A 20,084-nucleotide genomic window follows, 5' to 3' on the forward strand; every position below is an offset into this window, starting at 1 on the left:
CCTTGATGCTCATGATGGTGTTCGTGCAACCGGCGACGGCTGCGCAAAGCCTGGCATTTACGCTGGGGGCGCCCTTCGAGAGCACCACCGCTTTGCCGCTGTCCGATGCCGACCGGCAAAGGCTCAGCCGGTACACCCCGCTGCGGGTCGGCATTGCCATCGCCGATAACGAGCCCATCGACATCACCACCGACGGTAACCGCTATCAGGGCGTCAGTGCCGATTACCTGGGCCTGGTCAGCCTCAAGCTGGACACCCCTGTGCAACTGGTGGGCTTTGCCCAGCGCGAAGATGCGATTGAAGCCTTGCGCGATGGCAGCATCGATCTGCTGACCAGCGCCAATGGCTTTGATCGGGGTGAAGCGGGCCTTGTGTTCTCCCGGCAGTACCTGCCCGACCGGACCGTCGTGGTTGCCCATGGCAAGCAACTGGTGCCGCCACAGGGGCTGGCCGGCAAGAAAATCGCCCTGCTTGAGGGCTATGCCGACCCGCAGGTGACTCATCAAACCTACCCCGACAGCGAAATTATCCTGGCGCCGACGCTGTACAGCGCCATGGAGGCCTTGCTCCAGCAGGAAGTGGATGTCTTTATCGGCAACGAAGTCGTTGTAGGTTCCTATCTGGCCATGCGTCCCTATCTGGACCTGCGGGTCGTGTTCGAAGGTTCGCTGCCACCGACAGGATTTGCCTTTGCCCTGCGCGCCAGTGATCAACACCTGCGCGGGCTGGTCGATCAGGCACTGACCAGCCTGGAGCCGGCGCTGGTGCGTGAAGTATTAAGGCGCTGGACTCTGGGGCTTAATGCCGAGGTTGCCGGCCAGCGCATCACCTTGAGTCGCGCCGAGCGGCTCTGGCAGGCCAAGCATCCACTGGTAAGCGTCGCAACCAGCGAACACCCGCCGTATATCTACCGCGACAAACACGGGCACTGGGTGGGGCTCAATGTCGATGTGCTGTCGCGGATTTCGCGCATGACCGGCTTGCAGTTCGTCTACAAACCCGTGATTTCCACCCAGGCCAGCCTGGATCTGTTGCGCCGTGGTCAGGCCGACATGAACAGCACGCTGGCCGAAAATGCCGAGCGCAAGCAGTTTCTCAACTTCACCTATTCCTTTGGCGGCAATCATTGGGTGTTCGTGGTCCGTGCCGACCAGGCTTCGCCCGACAGCCTGGCCGATCTGAACGGGCGTGTGCTGGCCTTGCCGGCCCGGCATGCGCTTGAAAGTGAAATTCGCCGCCAGTATCCGGCCATTCAACTGCATCTGGTCGACACCTATGCCCAGGCTCGCCAACTGGTAGAAAGCGGCCAGGCCGACGTCACCCTGCAGAATGAGGCCGGCGCCTGGCTGTTTGCGCCCGGCAAGCTCAAGGTCGGGCGCAGCGTGGATGGCAAATGGTCGCCGGATCGCTTTTCGGTGATCAAATCGCAACCAGAGCTGCTGAGCATCCTCAACAAGGCCCTGGAGGAGTTTCCGGTGGCTGAAATGCGCTCGATTCGTATGAAGTGGCTGGGGGCGAAATCACCGCAACCATCACTGTGGAGTCGGGTTCCGCCATGGGTGCTATGGAGTGTGACGCTGGTGCTGCTGTTGGGGCTGGTGTCGCTGGCCTGGCACAGCCGGCTCAAGGTGCAAACCCGCCTGCGGCACAATGCCGAGGTATTGCTCAATGACCAGTTGGCTTTCAGGCGTGCGTTACTCGATGGCATCCCCATGCCCCTTTATGTGCGCGATCTGCAGGGCCGTTTGCTGTCATGCAATCGCCATTATGAGACGTGTCTGGGTGTCAGCATCGAACATTTGCTCGGGCGCCGCCTGATCGATGTCGACTTGCTGCCTGGCCCATTGGCCAGGCAGGCGCATGACGATTACCTGCAACTGCTTGAAAGTGGCCAGCCAGTGTTTGCCGAACGGGTGCTGGAATACGCCGGTCATCCCATTGAGGTCAGTCAGTGGAGCGTGCCGTTCTTCAGTGCTGAAGGGCAGTTGCAGGGGCTGTTGGGGGGCTGGGTCGACAATACAGGGCACAAGCGCCTGCAAGAGCGGCTCAATCAGGCCGAAGCCGCCCATGCCACGCTGGTAAGCGATATGAACCATCAGTTAAGCGCCCGTCTGGAGGCGATAATCGACCTGCTGGAGCTTGAGTTCGAGCAGGATCGACGGCAGGGCAAGGTTCCTTCCGAAGCGCTGCAGGCCTGGATGGCCGGGCGCTGAAATAATTGCCAATTGCGTTGTGGTTTTCTCTCTGTCACATTCCATAGGCATGCTCGATTTATAGAGCATTGCCTGCTTTACGCCCGGTTGTCAGAACTTTCCAGTCCGGGCGCAGGTCATTGATAAGCACCTTTGCATTCAACCTGTTGAGTGGTGATCCAGATGGAAAATATCAGCTTGCTGCTAAATGAAGCGCTATCACCGTATCAGGTCAGTCTCGGTCCTGCCGGCTCCAAAGGCGAACGTCTGGTAACCCTGAAGAATGCTGTCGGTGTCACCGTGATCGAACGCCGCTTCAGCGCCGATCAGTTGCGCGACAAGTTTCAGTTGACCGATGTCGTCGACGGTCTGCATCGCGATCTGTTGGTCGTCGAGGGGCGTATTGAGCCTTGCATGATCGCAGCCATGCGCCATGCTGCTGCCCAGCGTGCGTTTTCGGCTTCATCCGCCTTTCTGTAGTTTTTCTGTAACGCTGACGCCAAAAGCCAAGGCCAACCCCCGAATGGCAATCTCCGCTGTTCGGGGTTTCTTTTGCACGACAGAAAATCATTTGTCGATAAAGAAGGTCTTGGCGTCCTCCAGGTATTCTGCGCGCTTCTTGTCGTCCAGCCACTGGGCGTAGAAGCCCACCAGATATTCTTCACGCAGCACGCGCATTTCCCGGTTGATGATGTCCATGGCCTGACGGCCCTGCTCAGTGTCCGAACAACCGATGTGGGTGAACTGGTACTTGGGGTTGTCCTTGACCGGCAGAAAGATCAACTCGCTTTCGCGAATACCCTGCAACTGCGCCTGATAGCGCGCTTCGGGCCAATAGCTGATCATCGCCTGCAAGCGTCCCAGCCGCTGCATCTGCAAGAGGCTGCCAATCGCATCGTTGCCATAGTGCAGGTTCAGTTCGTCTGGCGCGGTCTGTTTGAGGAGGTTGTCGATGACCGGGCCATAGCTGCGCTCGGCCACCACGCCAATCTTTACGGTCTTGCTGGCCAGCAGTGCTTGCAGGTCAATGTGCCGATCAGCAATAAAAGGGGTAAACAGCGCCAGGTCATCCTTGCGCACGATCAGGCCATTGCTGAACACTGCATAGGTTGGAATGGAAAACACGATTTTTTTCGCCCGCTCGGCCGTCCACAGCAGGGTCGGGTCACAGGTGAAGCTCGGCTCATTGAGCATTTGCATGCCACGGGCTCGGTTAACGCGCATCAGCACATGGTCGTACTCCGGCATGTGCGCGATCAGCAGCGGCATCAGCCGGTCGATGGCACCCTGGCCCTGGTCGGGGCCGGAGAAAATAGTCACAGGTGCCATGTCGCGCATCAGCCAGATCAACGTCTCCCTGGCCTGGCCGGTGGCGGGCATGGCCCAAAGTGTCAGGGCCAGCAGGCCGCTAGCCAGACGCAGGCTTGCAAGGAGTGAGGCACGAAAACACATACGTCGAATTCTTCCTCATGCAAAGTGATTCAAAGAGCATCGGCAAGCTTGCTTACACTAGCGGATTTTCCGGGCTTATGGCCCTTGGCCGCAACAAATGCTGGCGAAATCATCGCTCGTCAGCCATCCGTAACCTGCCGGGGCCTGCATCGGGTAGACTTGCCGGCTTTCTCCTGTTCTGGAAGCCTGTTCATGGCTCAGCCGTCGACGACATACAAATTCGAACTCAACCTGACCGATCTGGACCGTAGCGTCTACGAAAGCGTCAAGCAGACCATCGCCCGTCACCCTTCCGAAACCGAAGAGCGCATGACTGTGCGCTTGCTGGCGTATGCCCTTTGGTACAACGAGCAACTGGCGTTCGGTCGTGGTCTGTCTGAAGTAGACGAACCGGCGTTGTGGGAAAAAAGTCTGGATGACCGCGTGCTGCACTGGATCGAAGTCGGTCAGCCCGATGCCGACCGCCTGACCTGGTGCTCGCGGCGTACCGAGCGCACCAGCCTGTTGGCCTATGGCAGCCTGCGTGTGTGGGAAGGCAAAGTCGTGCCGGTCGCGAAAAACCTGAAAAACGTCCACATTGCGGCGGTGCCACAAGAGGCGCTGGATATTCTGTCCAAGGACATGCCACGCGTTATCAAGTGGGATGTGATGATCAGCGACGGTACGATCTTCGTCACCGACGACCGTGGCCAGCACGAAGTGCAGCTGCAGTGGCTGACCGGCGAACGCGATTAATCAGCTAGCCCCCTACGAGACCCCAAAACGCTTATGCGCATCGAACACCGTCCTCTGCCCGATCCTTTGCCGTTGCTCGGCGACCTGCCGCCCTTGCTGACCCGCTTGTATGCCTCCCGCGGGGTCTCCTCGGTCGATGAACTGGACAAGGGCCTGGCGCGGCTGATTCCTTATCAGCAGCTAAAAGGCATCGAAGCAGCGGTCGATCTGCTGGTCGAGGCGCTCCAGCAGCGCCAGCGTATCCTCATCGTCGGTGACTTCGATGCCGATGGCGCCACGGCCAGCACGGTCGGTGTATTGGGGTTGCGGTTGCTGGGCGCCGCGCACGTCGATTATCTGGTGCCCAACCGATTTGAATATGGCTATGGCCTGACCCCGGAAATCGTCGCTGTGGCTTTGAAGCGCACGCCGCATCTGCTGATGACTGTCGACAATGGCATTTCCAGTGTCGAGGGCGTGGCGGCAGCCAGGGCGGCGGGGCTCAAGGTGTTGGTCACCGACCACCACTTGCCGGGTCACGAGCTGCCGGCGGCCGACGCAATCGTCAATCCCAACCAGCCGGGCTGCACGTTCCCGAGCAAGTCGCTGGCCGGGGTCGGGGTCATCTTCTATGTGCTGATTGCCCTGCGCGCGCGCTTGACCGAGCTGGGCTGGTTCGAGCAGAAACCGCCGAACCTGGGCGAGTTGCTCGACCTGGTGGCATTGGGCAGCGTGGCCGACGTGGTGCCGCTGGATGCCAACAACCGCATTCTGGTGCATCAGGGTCTGATGCGCATTCGGGCTGGCCGTGCCCGGCCTGGCCTGCGCGCGATTCTTGAAGTGGCACGCCGCGATCCGTCGCGCATCACTTCAACTGATCTGGGTTTCATCCTGGGCCCACGCCTGAACGCTGCCGGGCGTCTGGACGACATGAGCCTGGGCATCGAATGCCTGCTGTGCGATGACCCGCTGCTGGCGCGGGAAATGGCCGTGCAACTGGACGAGTTGAACCAGGATCGCAAAAGCATCGAGCAGGGCATGCAGCGCGAAGCCCTGGCACAGCTTCAGGATCTGCCCCTGGAGTCCATGCCGTTCGGCTTGTGCCTGTTCGAGCCAGACTGGCACCAGGGCGTAATCGGCATCCTGGCATCGCGCCTCAAAGAGCGTTACCACCGTCCGGCGATTGCCTTTGCCAGTGCTGGCGACGGTCTGCTCAAGGGGTCGGCCCGTTCGGTGCCGGGGTTTCATATTCGTGACGCGCTGGACGCGGTGGCGGCCCGTCATCCTGATCTGATCAGCAAGTTCGGCGGGCACGCCATGGCCGCCGGGCTGTCGTTGCCCGAAGCCAATCTCCGTGCTTTCACCGAAGCCTTCGACCTTGAAGTGCGTCGCCAGCTCAGCGAAGAAGACCTGACCGGCCGGCTGTTGTCCGACGGCACCCTGGCCGTCGAGGAGTTTCACCTGGAGCTGGCCCGCGCCCTGCGCAATGCCGGTCCCTGGGGGCAGCATTTTCCCGAGCCGCTGTTTCATGGCGTGTTTCAACTGATCGAGCAGCGGGTGGTGGGCGAGCGCCACCTCAAGATGGTGCTCAAGACCGAATGCGGCAGCGTGCGTCTGGACGGCATTGCCTTTGGCGTCGATCGCGAGGTCTGGCCCGACCCCAATATCCGTTGGGTCGAACTGGCTTACCGGCTGGATCTCAACGAGTTTCGCGGTAACGAAACCGTGCAGTTGCTGGTGACGCATATTGCGCCGCGTTGAACCCTGTGCGTCTGCAAATTGTCGACTAGGCTCTGATTAGAAAAAGCAAGAGCCGCCGTCCTGACTGTCAATTTGCGAGGTCGCCATGAGTCTGCTGCTAGAACCCTATACCCTGCGCCACCTGAAACTGCCTAACCGTATTGCCGTCTCGCCGATGTGCCAGTACTCCAGCGTCGACGGGCTGGCCAACGACTGGCATCTGGTCCACCTGGGCAGCCGCGCCGTGGGTGGCGCCGGGCTGATTTTTACCGAAGCGACGGCGGTTACCGCCGACGGGCGCATTACCCCGCAAGACCTGGGTCTGTGGAATGACGATCAGATCGAGCCCCTGCAACGCATCACCCGTTTCATTACCGCCCAGGGTGCGGTGCCGGCGATCCAGCTGGCGCATGCCGGACGCAAGGCCAGCACTTGGCGGCCGTGGCTGGGCAAGCATGGCAACGTGCCGATCGAAGAGGGCGGCTGGACCCCGCGCGGCCCGTCGGCGATTGCTTTCGACCCCGAGCACAGCGTTCCGCAGCCGCTAGGCGAAAACGATATTCAGGAAGTGGTCGAAGCCTTCGTTGCCGCGACCCGGCGAGCATTGAAGGCCGGCTTCAAGGTGGTCGAAGTGCATGCGGCACATGGTTACCTGCTGCATCAATTTCTGTCGCCGTTGAGCAATCGGCGCACCGACCTTTATGGCGGCTCGTTCGAAAACCGTATTCGCCTGGCCTTGCAGGTCACCGCTGCAGTGCGCGATGTCTGGCCTGTCGAGTTACCGCTGTTTGTACGCGTGTCGGCCACCGACTGGGTCGAGGATGGCTGGAATCCGGACGAAACCGTAGAACTGGCGCGCCGCCTCAAGGCGCTGGGCGCCGATCTGATCGACGTCTCCTCCGGCGGCACCTCGGTGCATGCCGAAATTCCGGTGGGGCCTGGCTATCAGACCCGCTTCGCCGAGCGCATCCGCAAAGAGTCGGACATCGCCACCGGCACCGTGGGGATGATCACCGAACCTGCCCAGGCCGAACACATCCTGCGCACCGGCCAGGCCGACATCATCCTGCTGGCTCGTGAACTGCTGCGTGATCCGTACTGGGCGCTGCATGCCGACGACGATCTGGGCAGTCGCCAGTCCGTCTGGCCCGCGCAATATCAACGCGCAACTCACCGCGACCAGCCCATTCACGAGTCCGACCTGCGCGACTGATACACAGCTGACAAGGGCAGATCTCTGCCCTTGTTACTTTCCTGCGATGGCCTGTGTAACAATTGGCCAGCATCATCACGGATGACCTCCCGAAATTTAAGGGACGTGATGTCAGGGAAAGGAGCAGGCATGTTCATCGGTACAGCAGCCCGGTTATCGGGGACTACGATCAAATCCATTCGTCATTACGAGGCCATCGGTTTGTTACCCCCGCCCAGGCGCGAGGGCAAATACCGGGTCTACGACCAACAGACCATCGAGCGTCTGACCTGTATCAAAGATGTTCAGCAACTGGGTTTCCGGCTCAAGGAAATGCAGGCCATTCTGGAAGGGCATCAGGAGCAGGCCCGCCAGGCCATCGCCGCCAAGAAGCAGGAACTGAACGAACAGATTCAGCAGTTACAGAGCATGCACAATGGCTTGTTGGCGTTCGAGCAAAGCCTGATGCCTTGACGGTTCACGCCCTGCCCAATATCAGCGAACCATTGACCCCTTCAACACCGAACCAGTTCGACAGCATTGCCTCGACAGGCTGTTGCACCAGGCTGAGCGGAAAGTTGAGCCCGGCTTTTTCTGGCGTGTGATTGCGCGTGGGCAGCAGTACGCCCAGTTGCAGGCTCATCAAGGACAGCACCGTTTCGATAACGCCGCTGCCTGCCGTCAGCGGGTTGGCGGTGAACGTCATTTCATGCAGGTTGGCGCCGAACAGTTGTTTGACTGCGCGGACTTCATTCGGGTCGCCCGGGCCGTGCAGGTTGACGTGACAGATCTGGTGCGCGCCCAGTCGGGCATCGTCCAGTGCGGCCTGCATGCACTGCGCATAATGGGTTCCTGCGGCAAAGCCCAGCACCCGCCCCAATGCACGTGCCCCGCGGCGTCGGGCATGGCTGGCCGACTCCAGTACCATCAGCGCAGCACCTTCGCCAGGCAGTTGTTCGATGCCGCCGCACAAGGCCAGGTCGATTTCACCGTTGGCAATCGCCCGATAAGCATTGCCGATGGCCAGGGTGCTGGTCGCGCTAGGGGCCGAATGGGTCGAGACGTACTCATCCATGTTCAGGCCTGCCTGAGCCAGTGCCTGGCCGGCGACATAGCGGATCAGCGTATTGCGCCTGGACTGATCGTTTGTCGGGGCGGGCAAGGCGTCATGAATGACCTGCCATTGCTCGGCTTCGATCGGACCCGAATGCTCACGCGTGCATGAACCTTGTGCGCCGAGCAGGGCGAACAGCCCTCTGGCATCCAGTACGCCTGGAGCAACCAGGCCGTAGCCGGTCACTACTACATCGGTTTTGTGCATGTCGGACTCTTGTGGCGTTGGCCTGTCGTGCAACAGTCTAAAGTCTCCCCTGTGGGGGAGAGTCAACGAACAGCAGGCTTTTCAGGACGTGTGCTGGCTATCGGTCGAGAGGCTGAATATCGAAACTCTGAAATATCCGGAATCACACGTTCAGGCGCCACGAGGGACTTCGATCCGGTTTTCTGGTCAGTTGCACATCCAGTCAACGTCAGGTTTGAGGGCATTTACATGAATACGCGCGGTTTACTCGATCAATTGCTTAAATCGGGCCAGCAGATCCTGCAGGACAAGGTCAGCGGCAAACCGGGTAAGCGCAGTCCGGGCAACAGCGGGCTGGCCGGTAGCCTGGGCAGCCTGCTGGGCGGCGGCAAGTCGTCCGCAGGTGGTCTGGGTGGCCTGTTATCGGGAGCGGGCGGCGGTGCGCTGGCGGCGGGTGCGATGAGTCTGCTCAAGGGCAAGGGCTCGCGCGGCATGGGCGGCAAGGTGCTGACCTATGGCGGCCTGGTGGCATTGGGCGTGATCGCCTACAAGGCCTACAACAATTGGCAAGCCAGCCAGGGACAAGCCGGCCAGCGCGAGCCGCAGACTATCGATCGCTTGCCCGACGACCAGGCCGAAGAGCACAGCCAGGCAATCTTGCGCGCTCTGGTGGCAGCGGCAAAGGCTGACGGTCATGTCGATGATCGTGAGCGGCAACTGATCGAAGGCGAGTTCGTTAAACTCGACAACGATCAGCAGTTCCAGCAATGGCTGCATGCCGAGCTGGACAAGCCGCTCGACCCGGCCGAGGTAGCCCGTGCGGCGCGCACTCCGGAAATGGCTGCCGAGATGTACATCGCCAGCCTGATTCTGGTCGACCAGGAGCATTTCATGGAGCGTGCCTATCTCGAAGAGCTGGCCCGCCAGTTGAATCTGGCCCCCGGACTCAAGAGTGAGCTGGAGGCTCAGGTGCGTCAGGCGCAGTGAGGCTGGACTGACTGATGGTCTGCTCGGTGGTCAGCGTCTTGATCAGCTCCTGCTGGTCATCCAGCCACCGCCGTTGCAGCTCACGTGCCGACGCTTCGAACTCCGGGCTGCTCAGGCTCAGGCTGTTCTCATCGAAGCGTTCGGTCAGTTGCGTCAGATTGTCCCGGTAGGCTTGCTCCAGAGCCTGAAAGCGCGGTGCATAGTGTTCGCGCAGGTACTGTGTCCATGGCTCTTGAGTCGTGGCGTAATTCAGAAACGACTCGCCACGTTCGCCGGCCTGTACCTGAGTCAGGGCCGAGTCCAGCTCGCCGGGGCGCAAACGGGCTTCTACCTGATACAGCATGCGCTCCGGCGGTACCGGCAGGTCAAGGACCTGGGCCCAACGCAAGCGGTAGGCCAGGCGAACTTCGGCCTCGTCGCGAGTACCGGCCCGTTCACGGGCAATGCGATCCAGTTCATGGAGGCGGTACAACCGCTGGGTGAGACTCAGCAGGGCGCTGCCCCTGGAAACGGTCGGCAGGTCCAGTAGCGACTGCCGGGTGAACACCATGACTTCCATCTGGTTGAACTCCAGCATGACGCCGTCAGGACAGGTCTCTTCATTTCTTGCCATACGTAACGGATCTTCGGCAATGGCATTGAAGGTGGTAAGCAATTGAGGGTCTTGTGCGGCGACATCGAGCAGGCGCCACACACGTTCGATCAACTGCGTACGGCTATTGGGCATACGGTAGTCAGCACTGCGCTGCAAATAGCCGATCATGCCCAGCAGGTTTTGCCCGTCGCTTCCCGCTTCAAGTTGCTGCCAGGTAGCACGCCGGGTTTCGGCATTGGCCATCGTGGCGTGCAGCCAGGGCTCGACGCTGATCTCCTCCTCGCTGGACGTTGTCGCCGGGCTATGCGTGTGCAACGAACTGTCGGAGTCACTCATGCTGGTGTCCGAGTCATGGATCTCATGCCAGGTGATGTCGAGGATGTCTTGCGGCAGATCAATATCGAACGCGTAAGAACGCCCGTAATGCTGCGAGGTATGTGCGCGTTGCATGACATCGTGTAGCAGCGGGTTACCGCGCAGGCTGATCTCACTATGCCCCCAGGAGCGGCGCGGGTTGGCCAGCAGCTCATCAGGAATCACAGTCAACTGGTTGTTATCCAGAATCAGGGTTTCCAGAGGCTCGGGCAGCAGGTCGAGCACCCATTGCGGCCAGTGGTCGAGTCCGGTATTGCTCAGTGACAGCCAACGCAGGTTGAGACGCTCCAGCGCTGAGACATCCTGTATGACGCCTAGACGATTGTTATCCAGTTCCAGATGTTCCAGCAGCCGCAGTCGGGCAAAAAAGTCTATCCAGCGCTGGTCGATCAGCACGCCCTGATCGATCAGGTTCAGGGTCGTGAGCATCGGTAGCCCGGCAAGCGCCACCGGCGGTTCGAGCAACGGTGTCATTGGCCCCTCCAGATGCACGGTGGTCAGGCTTATGAAACGCTTGAGCAGATCATTGAGTTGCTCGCCGGTGCCCCTGGCCTGGTTGATATGTAACGCGCGAATGCGCGTATAAAACAAGGCCGGCAGGCGTCTTGGGAAGTCGGCCAGATCCACCGAGTCAAGCCGTAGTGGCGTCTGTGTTTCACCTCGCGCATACGCATTCCAGTGTGCGAGCAGGGCCTGGCCTATACGCCGGCGCCCGGCAATCGTCTGTTCGTTCAAAGGCATCTGCGAGCTGGACGCTTCGGTCCAGGCGTCGATGGCTTCGACCAGCACATTGCGCTCGGCCATCTGAATACCCAGATTGACAGCCAGGGCGGGCGGTGTATCGACGAGCACGCTCAACGACAGGTCCGGCAGCAGCTCATCCAGGCGTGCACGCAGTACGGTGCCGACCGACAGCGGGTTGCCACGCAAATCGATGACGGTTTGACCGTCCAGGCCAGTGCGGTTATTCATGATGCTGTCGGGCAGCCCGGTCAGGCGATTATTGGCCAGTGACACTTGACGCAGGGTGCCCGGTATCATGTTGTCGAGCCAGGTGGGCCAGCGGCTCAACCCAGTGCGCTCCAGCACCAGGCGCTCAAGGTTCAGGCCCTCCAGGCTCAGCGGCAGAATCGGATTGAACTGGCTACCGCTCAGGTCCAGATTACGCAGATTGCGCAGGGATCTGAACGTACCGATCTGGGTTTGATCGAGCAAGAGCTGCTGATTGATCAGCGACAGGTCGGTCAGGCCCGGCAAGGCGCGCGCGATAGAGCGCGGCAGGTTGGTGGAACTCCACAGGGCGGGGCTTCCTGTTTCCTGACGCATCGTGAAGACCCGGGTGTTGCTGAAATGCGTCAGGAAGCGCTCCAGAACCTCAAGGTCGAGCATTCGGACGCCCAGTGATTGGGCGGTACTCGAATAGGTGGTTACGCCATTGAGGTGCAACCCGGTGACCCGTTGATAAAAGAAGTCCGGCAGTTGACCGGGAAAATCCTCCAGAGCAATCGAAGACAGTTGCAGAGGCTCCAGGTTGCGACCGATTTCGGGCAGATTGTTCAGGTTCCAGTGGCGCCAGATGGCTTCGCCGATGTGCGTGCGAGCGGCGAGACGGGTCGTATCCATGAGCGGTATCGAACTGGCTCCGTCAGCCCACAGAGCCATGCTGGCGCGCAGGGTCTGCTGCTCGTGCAGAAGTGCGTTGAGTCGTTCGTCGATTGCCTGATTGCTCAATCCGCTCGCCGACAACCGATCAAGGATCTGGTCCGGGTAGGCATCTTCGAGTTCCAGCAGGCGCAGCTTGTCGAGCAGGCTGTCGCGGGTGAATGCCCAGTCGGGCCGGATACGCCCACTCATGGGATAACCAATGCGGCCATCGGCCAGGCGCATTGGCGATCTGAACGCTGGTCTGACCACCGTCATGCCCAGCACATCGCGCAGGTGCCTGCGTAACATCGGTTGTGCCTGAATAGCGCGTTGCAGGTCAGCCTTCTGGCCGGTTTTGGGAAAACCCAGTGCGCCACGCTCGGCATCGGGCAAGGCATGCAGAACGGCGGCGTACAGGTCGCTTCGGCCACACAGGTGCAAGCCCTCGGCGTCATAGGCTTCATAGCCGCCTTCACCTCTGACCAGTACCTTGCGGGTCGGGGCATCCTTCAGGCCGATGCTGTCACGCAACGTCCCATTGAAATGCCCCTCACGGACCTCCAGACGCACCTCGGTTGACCAGCCCGGCAATCCCTCGAGGCTGTGCAGGATCAGCATGTCGGTGTCGGGGTTATGCACCGATTCCAGGTACAGCCCTTCATAGGCGCGGCTCAGACGCACCTGCTGCCGGTAAATCCTGGCTTCCTCGGCGAGGCGTGTCGGCAGCTTGTTGCTCTTGATCAGGCTTACCCGCTCGGCGTCGGTCGCATTCGCCAGCAGTTCCTCGGCGACCCGCCTCGGCAGTCGAACGGGCAATAATGCCTGCAAGGGTTCGACGCCATCCACGGGCGATACCTGCCCGGATCGGTAAGCGGCATCGAAGGTTTCACGCGCGCCTTGCACCCCCAGTTGCTGATCCAGGCTGAAGCGTTCTGCGGTATCGGCCAATAAGCCCGGCGGCCGTTGCAGGTCGGTGAGGGTGTAGCGCAAGACGCCTTCGCCGGTGTCGCTGACCTTTAGAATCCGTTCGGCCATTTCGTCAGGAAACGCCAGCGCGCTATACCCCAGGCGTCGCAGCAGGTCCAGGCCGTGCATCTGGCGGGGATTGTCGAGTACATGCAGCCAGGCGCCGGCACCGTTGTGGCGTAACGGCGGCTCATAGCCGTTCTGCTTGTCCGGGTGCTGCATCACCAGGCCATCGCCGTTGCTGGCAGTCTTGACCGAGTAGATACGGTCTTGCAGCGCCAGCCATTGCTTGCCCTGAAACTCATACAGACCGAGTTCGTTGGGCTTGAGCGTCGCGGGTAGCAAGATGTCGTGGGCAAACGGCTTCAGGTCAGGCTTCCACAACCGCATCTGACCGCTGGGTAGTTCGACCGGCATGAGGGTCTCGACCAGGCGCGGCGATTCGACAGCAGGAATCGGCGAGCCATGTGCGCCAGCCGCTCCCAGTGCTGCCATAAAGGCAATGTTCTGCACCACATCGAACAGATAACCCATGGCTTGCTCGCGCTCGTCGTGCGTCCAGCTTTCGATGCCTTCATACACCTCATGAACCAGTTGGACGGCAGTCACCGCCATCATCACCGCGCCGAGCGCCGGTACGGCAAAGGCTGCCAGATTCAAGGCCTGCAGCGCTTTGTCGCGCCAATAGGCCAGACGTTCTTCATGACTCTTGCGATCCTGCTCGGCGCTGGGTACGGCATGAAACAGCGCATTGTCGCGGATGCTGGCCAGTTTCTGTCGATACAGTGCTTCAGCGAGGGGCGGCCTCATCGGGTTGCGGGTCAGGTACAGGCTGGCACTGGGGTCCGCTTCTTCGCTGAGCCATTGGCGTTCGAACCAGCGACCTTTCTTTACCAGCGGATACAACCGCTCATGCAACCTGGCCGCGATGCGGTCACGCTCGCGGGCGGGCACCAGACTATTGAAGAACGCCATATAGCGGCGCCGGAACAACCGCTCGCGCAGGGCATCATGAAACGCCTCAAACGATGCGAAAGCTTGCAAGGGGGCCACCGGGTCTTCGGGGATGTACACCATGACCCGATCGCCTATCTCGATCACCACAATTCCGGGCAGTTCGACATCCCACAGGCTCAGGCTGTTGCTTTTTACCGGCAGGTGGCCGGGCCGGGAATACCACTGGCCGCGCACAATGGGCAGTAAGCCTGCATGATCGGCCGGCTCGATCAACCCCTTGAGCAGGGCGATATGCACTTGCATCTCCAGTGCCGAACTCTCGAATGCCTTGAAGTGCATGGCGGGATCGTCTGCGTCGTCTGGCGGGCTGAACAGAGAGTCGATATGAGTCTGGTAACGGCCGCCCAGATCGAGGTGGCGGCTCAGCGTGGCGAATTCGTGGGCGGGAATGGCCAGGGGAGTTCCTGTGATATGCGGGCCGAGAATCTGATGGTTGGCAAACACCGTGGCTTTGAGCGCAGGGCTACGATCCATGGCTCCTGTCGCCGTATCGCCGTTCTGAAAGTTCTGCATGGCTGCACTGAGCAACGGCCTTGTTGCCTGACGCAGGGCCCTATTGGCCTGGACGATAGGGTCTTTGGATACCGACTGGAAAGACTGATCCACCTGCGCATGGCTGGCATGCAGAAAATACGCCTGTCGAACATCGACAGGCAGGTTGTACTTTGCCGTGATTGCCGCTGTCAGCAAGGGTTCGCAAAAGCTCTCCGGGGTGCCCAGCTTCTCCATTATCGGCAGGACGCGCAGTGCGTGCTGGCGGTGTTCGGCGTAGGCCTTTTGCAGCTGGACGACGATGTGAGGCATCCGGCTGCGTGCCTGTTCCAGCCACGGTAGCGACTGCCGGCTGGCATTGCGCAGTGTCGTATGGGTGGCGGCTGGCGCCAGGCTCAGCCACTCGGGGCTGCGTTGTTTGATGAGGTCGTAATGTACGGGGACGGTCATTGGGGCCGCCGCCTGGGTATTGGTGGTCATGGTCACGCACGCCTTTTGGCATTGAAGAGTGGCCAGAGCGTACGAGCCGATGCTGTTCTTGGTGCGCTAACTATCTAGGTAACACCGGCGTATGAACGGGTATTTAATCGAGAGGCCCCCTGCTTTCGAGGGCACTTCGAGGTTTTCCTACTGTGCGGTTCAACATTGAATTGGCTGATTCAGAGTCTTTTCAATTACTTGCCTGACGACACGCTAATCAATTAATGGCTGGGCTATACTCAGCCCGCCTGGGCCCTGATGCGGTCCATTTCTTGAACACGGCCATGCCGGTGTTGAACTCTTGAGGGCTGACTGTGAAGAACTGGACGTTGCGTCAACGGATCCTGGCGAGTTTTGCTGTAATCATCGCGATCATGTTGCTGATGGTGGTGGCGTCCTATTCGCGCTTGCTGTCGATCGAGTCCAGCGAAGAGCAGGTTCGCCTGGACGCCTTGCCCGGTGTTTACTACAGCACCCTGGTGCGCAGTGCCTGGGGCGAAAGTTACATCCGCACCCTGGAGCTGATCGGCGAAGGGCAGGGCCGGGCGTTGACCCAGGCCGAGCGCGACCAGTTCCAGGGCTTTGAAGATGCCCTGCAAAAGCAGATCGACGGTTATAAGCGCTCGATCTTCGACGATACCGACAAGGTCAACTTCCAGCAGTTCGAGAAACAGCGCGAGGTCTATTCGCGCCTGCTCAAGGAGGTGCATGTTGCCTACGAGCGCGGCGACTATGCCACGGCCAAGTCCGAGTTTTATGAACAGGCCAATCCGGTCTGGAGCCTGGGCCGCAAGCAACTCAACGACATTATTCTGTCCAACAAGCAGCTGGCCGATCAGGCCACCGACAACATCGTCAAGGCCGTATTCACAGCCAAGCTCGGCATGATCGTCTCGTTGCTTATCGCGATTCTTGCGGCTGGTGCCTGTGGCCTGTTGCTGATGCGCTCGATCACCGCCCCCATGCAGCGGCTGGTCGAAATCCTCGGGATCATGCGCACCGGCGACCTGAGCCAGCGCCTGAACCTTGAGCGCAATGACGAATTCAATGTGGTACAGACCGGTTTCAACGACATGGTCACCGAGCTGACCGCGCTGGTCGCCCAGGCACAGCGCTCCTCGGTACAGGTCACCACCTCGGTGACCGAAATCGCCGCCACCTCCAAGCAGCAACAGGCCACGGCCACTGAAACGGCTGCCACCACCACCGAAATTGGCGCGACCTCGCGCGAAATCGCCGCGACCTCGCGGGACCTGGTGCGCACCATGACCGAGGTCACCTCCGCCGCCGATCAAGCCTCGACCCTTGCCGGTTCCGGTCAGCAAGGCCTGGCGCGCATGGAAGAAACCATGCACCAGGTCATGGGCGCGGCCAATCTGGTCAATGCCAAGCTGGCGATCCTCAACGAGAAAGCCGGCAACATCAATCAGGTGGTAGTGACCATCGTCAAAGTGGCCGACCAGACCAACCTGCTGTCGCTCAACGCCGCCATCGAGGCTGAAAAAGCCGGTGAGTACGGCCGTGGTTTTGCCGTGGTAGCCACCGAAGTACGGCGTCTGGCCGACCAGACCGCTGTCGCCACCTACGACATCGAACAGATGGTCCGCGAGATTCAGTCGGCGGTCTCGGCCGGCGTGATGGGTATGGACAAGTTCTCCGAAGAAGTGCGCCGTGGCATGTTCGAGGTCACTCAGGTAGGTGAGCAACTGTCGCAGATCATTCATCAGGTGCAGGCTCTGGCGCCACGCGTACTGATGGTCAACGAAGGCATGCAGGCCCAGGCCACCGGTGCCGAGCAGATCAATCAGGCGCTGGTGCAACTGGCCGATGCCAGCAGCCAGACCGTCGAGTCCTTGCGCCAGGCCAGTTTTGCCATCGACGAGCTGAGCCAGGTCGCGGTTGGCCTGCGCAGTGGCGTCTCACGCTTCAAGGTCTGAGCCAGACCATGCGCGATCATTCACCCAGGCGCAATGCGGTTGCGCAGGTCCGGGACACACTGTTCCTGCTGTTTCGCATTGGCGAAGAACGCTACGCGTTGCAGGCCCGTGAAATCGCCGAAGTGTTGCCGCGCCTGAAACTCAAGGTCATTCCCAAGGCGCCGCACTGGGTGGCGGGCATCTTTGCCCATCGTGGTGAAATCGTGCCGGTCATCGACATCAGCGCCCTGAGTTTCGGCACGCCGGCTCAGGCACGCACCAGCACGCGCATGGTGCTGGTGCAGTACCGGCACGACGACAAGCACCCGGCGCAACTGCTGGGCCTGATTCTGGAACAGGCTACCGAAACCCTGCGTTGCCCGGCTTCGCAGTTCAAGGAGTACGGGCTGGAGAATCGCCTGTCGCCTTATCTGGGGCCGGTGCGTGAAGACGACCTGGGCCTGTTGCAGTGGATTCGTGTCGAAGAACTGCTCAGCGAGCCGGTGCGTGAACTGCTGTACCCGGTCGTACCGCCCGATATCGATCAGCTTGAGGATGCGCCATGAGTGACGACGCGCGCTTTTTCGCCTTTCTCAAGGAGCGTATCGGCCTGGATGTCACCTCGGTGGGCGAGGCCATCGTCGAGCGTGCACTGCGCCAGCGCTGTACCGCGTCGGGTGCCGCCGACAGTGACGCCTACTGGCTGCTGTTGCTGAGTTCGCAGACTGAGCAGCAGGCGCTGATCGAGGCGGTGATCGTCCCGGAAACCTGGTTTTTCCGCTACCCCGAGTCCTTCGTCACGCTCGGCAAGCTGGCCGTGGCCCGTTTGCAGAAACTGGCAGGCGCCCGGCCGCTGCGCATTCTCAGCCTGCCGTGCTCGACAGGCGAAGAGCCTTACTCGATTGCGATGGCGCTGTTCGATGCCGGTATCGAGGCGGCGAAGTTTCGCGTCGATGCCATCGACATCAGTCCCCTGTCGATTCAGCGGGCGCAGCGCGCCACTTACGGCAAGAACTCGTTTCGTGGCAGCGATCTGACTTACCGCGAACGGTATTTCATGCCGGTCGACGAGGGCTGGCAGGTCACCCAGCGGGTGCGCGACAGCGTCGACTTTCGTCCCGGCAACCTGCTCGATCCGGCACTGCTCAACCAGCCGGCCTATGATTTTGTGTTTTGCCGCAACCTGGTGATCTATTTCGACCGCGCCACGCAGAAGCATGTATTCGAGGTGCTCAAGCGCCTGACCCTCGACGATGGTGTGCTGTTCATCGGTCCTGCCGAAGGCAACCTGCTGGCACACATCGGCATGCGCTCGATCAACATCGCACAGTCGTTCGCCTTTCGGCATGCCCACAAAGACGATGTGCCGATCCTACCGGCCATGCCTGTCGCGCCGGTCAGCCCTGTTGCCCCGGTTGCCGAGCCTGCGCCGCGTCGTACTGCCGCTCCTGCACCACGGCCCTTTGCACCGGGCGCTGCCTCACGGGTAGGCGCCACCAGCCCGGCCGTAGCCGATACCGGTCAATCGGTGCAGGCCGTCGATGATCTGGCCACCATCGCCCGGCTGGCCAATCAGGGCAAAAGCCGCGAGGCCCACGCAGCGTGCGAGCGCTACCTGCAACAGCATGAGCCTGTCGCATCGGTGTTCTACTGGCTGGGCCTGCTCAGCGAGGTCGACGGCAATGCCAGCCAGGCGCAGGGTTATTACCGCAAGGCCTTGTACCTTGAACCCCAGCACCCTGAAACGCTGGCGCAAATGGCGGCTTTGCTGGCCGCCCAAGGCGATAGCGCCGGCGCCCAGCGCTTGCTTGAGCGCGCCGCACGCGGTGCCAATAAACAAGGAAACACGCGATGAGCGGGGTCAGCCTTTCAAGCCTTACCCAGGACGACGATCACGCCATCGACGATTGCTGGAACCGCATCGGTATTCATGGCGACCGCTCCTGCCCGTTATTGCCCGGGCATATTCATTGCCGTAACTGCGAAGTCTACTCGGCAGCGGCCACGCGCCTGCTCGACCGCTACAGCCTGGTTCAGGACTACCACGACCGCTCGCGCAGTGCCGAACAACAGACCCTGGTGCGCACCCGCTCGGTTCTGGTGTTTCGTCTGGGCGATGAATGGCTGGGCCTGGCCACGCGCAGCCTGGTCGAAGTGGCGCCGATGCAGGCGATCCATTCTCTGCCGCACCAGCGCTCCCGCGCTTTGCTGGGGGTTGCCAACGTGCGCGGCGCGCTGGTGGCCTGCATCTCGCTGAGCGACCTGCTGGGCCTCGATAGCGCTGTACCTGCAGCTGCGGCCGGCGGGCGGATCATGCCGCGCATGCTGATCGTCGCGGCCCAGGGAGGACCGGTGGTGGTGCCGGTCGATGAAGTCGACGGTATCCATGCCATGACCGAACAGTTGCTCGATTCGGCGTCGACCTCCGGTACCCACGCCAACGCCCGTTTTACCCGCGGCGTGCTGCACTGGAAGGACCGCAGTCTGCGGCTGCTCGATGAGCAGGAGTTGTTGTCGGCGGTCAACCGGAGCCTTACATGACGCCTGATCAAATGCGCGATGCGTCGCTGTTCGAGCTATTTACCCTGGAGGCCGAGGCGCAGACCCAGGTGTTGAGCGCAGGCCTGCTGGAACTGGAGCGCAGCCCGACCCTGGCCGACCAGCTCGAAGCCTGCATGCGCGCCGCCCACTCGCTCAAGGGCGCGGCCCGAATCGTCGGGGTCGACTTCGGCGTCAGCGTTGCCCACGTGATGGAAGATTGCCTGGTCAGCGCCCAGGAAAGCCGGCTGGTGCTGCAACCCGATCACATCGACGCCTTGCTGTCGGGTACCGACATGCTGATGCGCATTGCCACACCCGGCGATGGCAGTGTCGATCAGGCCGTCGTCGATGCCTATGTGCAGCGCATGAACACCCTGATGGACTCCGGCGCCGGCGCCGCACGCAGTGTCAGCCGGCCGCCCGATCCGCCGGATCCCCTGCTGGCCGAAAGCCTGCTGCTGGACGCCCTGCGCCAACCGGA

General features: G+C 61.1%; 13 protein-coding genes and 2 pseudogenes. 12 read left to right on the forward strand and 3 right to left on the reverse strand.

Annotation, left to right across the window (positions count from 1 at the left end):
* Positions 1-5: 5 nt before the first annotated feature.
* Positions 6-2,192, forward strand: a pseudogene (locus ACYP2A_RS23885) (transporter substrate-binding domain-containing protein); the annotation flags it as partial.
* A gap of 183 nt (positions 2,193-2,375) precedes the next feature.
* Positions 2,376-2,672 carry a DUF3509 domain-containing protein gene (locus ACYP2A_RS23890; RefSeq protein WP_459748409.1) on the forward strand — a complete coding sequence of 99 codons (297 nt, stop codon included), beginning with the start codon at positions 2,376-2,378 and terminating at the stop codon, positions 2,670-2,672.
* 87 nt (positions 2,673-2,759) lie between these two features.
* Here ACYP2A_RS23890 and ACYP2A_RS23895 read toward each other — a convergent pair whose 3' ends face one another.
* Entirely contained in the window at positions 2,760-3,596 is an 837-nt protein-coding gene (locus ACYP2A_RS23895; protein WP_459748748.1) for a TIGR02285 family protein, read from the reverse strand.
* Positions 3,597-3,836: 240 nt separating this feature from the next.
* Here ACYP2A_RS23895 and ACYP2A_RS23900 point away from each other — a divergent pair, with 240 nt between their 5' ends.
* The 4 genes from ACYP2A_RS23900 (at position 3,837) to ACYP2A_RS23915 (ending at position 7,764) form a co-directional block, all read left to right on the forward strand.
* Positions 3,837-4,379, forward strand: a complete 543-nt coding sequence (locus ACYP2A_RS23900; RefSeq protein WP_459748410.1) for a YaeQ family protein — start codon at positions 3,837-3,839, stop codon at positions 4,377-4,379.
* Positions 4,380-4,412: 33 nt separating this feature from the next.
* Positions 4,413-6,119, forward strand: coding sequence for a single-stranded-DNA-specific exonuclease RecJ (gene recJ, locus ACYP2A_RS23905; RefSeq protein WP_459748411.1), 1,707 nt, complete (start codon positions 4,413-4,415; stop codon positions 6,117-6,119).
* 85 nt (positions 6,120-6,204) lie between these two features.
* Entirely contained in the window at positions 6,205-7,311 is a 1,107-nt protein-coding gene (locus ACYP2A_RS23910) for an NADH:flavin oxidoreductase/NADH oxidase (RefSeq protein ID WP_459748412.1), read from the forward strand.
* 129 nt (positions 7,312-7,440) lie between these two features.
* Positions 7,441-7,764, forward strand: coding sequence for a MerR family transcriptional regulator (locus ACYP2A_RS23915; RefSeq protein ID WP_459748413.1), 324 nt, complete (start codon positions 7,441-7,443; stop codon positions 7,762-7,764).
* Between the two features lie 4 nt (positions 7,765-7,768).
* Here the strand turns inward: ACYP2A_RS23915 and ACYP2A_RS23920 are convergent, their stop codons facing one another.
* Positions 7,769-8,611 (reverse strand): beta-ketoacyl-[acyl-carrier-protein] synthase family protein, encoded by an 843-nt coding sequence (locus tag ACYP2A_RS23920; protein WP_459748414.1) that lies wholly within the window; start codon positions 8,609-8,611, stop codon positions 7,769-7,771.
* Between the two features lie 228 nt (positions 8,612-8,839).
* Here ACYP2A_RS23920 and ACYP2A_RS23925 point away from each other — a divergent pair, with 228 nt between their 5' ends.
* Positions 8,840-9,577: a tellurite resistance TerB family protein gene (locus ACYP2A_RS23925; RefSeq protein WP_459748415.1), complete on the forward strand. Its 738-nt coding sequence runs from the start codon at positions 8,840-8,842 to the stop codon at positions 9,575-9,577.
* Here ACYP2A_RS23925 and ACYP2A_RS23930 read toward each other — a convergent pair.
* The gene (locus ACYP2A_RS23930) at positions 9,537-15,146 is read right to left on the reverse strand and encodes an NEL-type E3 ubiquitin ligase domain-containing protein (protein WP_459748416.1); all 5,610 of its coding nucleotides are present in this window, start codon (positions 15,144-15,146) and stop codon (positions 9,537-9,539) included. The genes ACYP2A_RS23925 and ACYP2A_RS23930 overlap by 41 nt on opposite strands.
* Positions 15,147-15,460: 314 nt before the next feature.
* Here ACYP2A_RS23930 and ACYP2A_RS23935 point away from each other — a divergent pair, with 314 nt between their 5' ends.
* The 5 genes and pseudogenes from ACYP2A_RS23935 to ACYP2A_RS23955 all read left to right on the forward strand — a co-directional run.
* A complete protein-coding gene (locus ACYP2A_RS23935) occupies positions 15,461-17,083 on the forward strand; it encodes a methyl-accepting chemotaxis protein (protein WP_459748417.1) in 1,623 nt (540 codons plus the stop codon).
* An 8-nt stretch (positions 17,084-17,091) separates the two neighbouring features.
* Complete coding sequence (locus ACYP2A_RS23940; RefSeq protein WP_459748418.1) at positions 17,092-17,628, forward strand: chemotaxis protein CheW; 537 nt, start codon at positions 17,092-17,094, stop codon at positions 17,626-17,628.
* Positions 17,625-18,917, forward strand: coding sequence for a CheR family methyltransferase (locus ACYP2A_RS23945; protein ID WP_459748419.1), 1,293 nt, complete (start codon positions 17,625-17,627; stop codon positions 18,915-18,917). The genes ACYP2A_RS23940 and ACYP2A_RS23945 overlap by 4 nt, the downstream gene beginning before the upstream one ends.
* A complete protein-coding gene (locus tag ACYP2A_RS23950; RefSeq protein ID WP_459748420.1) occupies positions 18,914-19,603 on the forward strand; it encodes a chemotaxis protein CheW in 690 nt (229 codons plus the stop codon). Before ACYP2A_RS23945 ends, ACYP2A_RS23950 begins: the two co-directional genes overlap by 4 nt.
* Positions 19,600-20,053 (forward strand): annotated as a pseudogene (locus tag ACYP2A_RS23955) (Hpt domain-containing protein); the annotation flags it as partial. The gene ACYP2A_RS23950 and the pseudogene ACYP2A_RS23955, both read left to right, overlap by 4 nt.
* Positions 20,054-20,084: the final 31 nt, after the last annotated feature.

The organism is Pseudomonas sp. 3A(2025) (assembly GCF_054589175.1).

Excerpts from the sequence above, each read along its gene's own strand:
- ACYP2A_RS23890 (WP_459748409.1), top strand. The coding sequence starts at position 2,376 with ATGGAAAATATCAGCTTGCTGCTAAATGAAGCGCTATCACCGTATCAG.
- ACYP2A_RS23900 (WP_459748410.1), top strand. The coding sequence starts at position 3,837 with ATGGCTCAGCCGTCGACGACATACAAATTCGAACTCAACCTGACCGAT.
- recJ (WP_459748411.1), top strand. The coding sequence starts at position 4,413 with ATGCGCATCGAACACCGTCCTCTGCCCGATCCTTTGCCGTTGCTCGGC.
- ACYP2A_RS23910 (WP_459748412.1), top strand. The coding sequence starts at position 6,205 with ATGAGTCTGCTGCTAGAACCCTATACCCTGCGCCACCTGAAACTGCCT.
- ACYP2A_RS23915 (WP_459748413.1), top strand. The coding sequence starts at position 7,441 with ATGTTCATCGGTACAGCAGCCCGGTTATCGGGGACTACGATCAAATCC.
- ACYP2A_RS23920 (WP_459748414.1), bottom strand. The coding sequence starts at position 8,611 with ATGCACAAAACCGATGTAGTAGTGACCGGCTACGGCCTGGTTGCTCCA.
- ACYP2A_RS23925 (WP_459748415.1), top strand. The coding sequence starts at position 8,840 with ATGAATACGCGCGGTTTACTCGATCAATTGCTTAAATCGGGCCAGCAG.
- ACYP2A_RS23930 (WP_459748416.1), bottom strand. The coding sequence starts at position 15,146 with ATGACCACCAATACCCAGGCGGCGGCCCCAATGACCGTCCCCGTACAT.
- ACYP2A_RS23940 (WP_459748418.1), top strand. The coding sequence starts at position 17,092 with ATGCGCGATCATTCACCCAGGCGCAATGCGGTTGCGCAGGTCCGGGAC.
- ACYP2A_RS23945 (WP_459748419.1), top strand. The coding sequence starts at position 17,625 with ATGAGTGACGACGCGCGCTTTTTCGCCTTTCTCAAGGAGCGTATCGGC.
- ACYP2A_RS23950 (WP_459748420.1), top strand. The coding sequence starts at position 18,914 with ATGAGCGGGGTCAGCCTTTCAAGCCTTACCCAGGACGACGATCACGCC.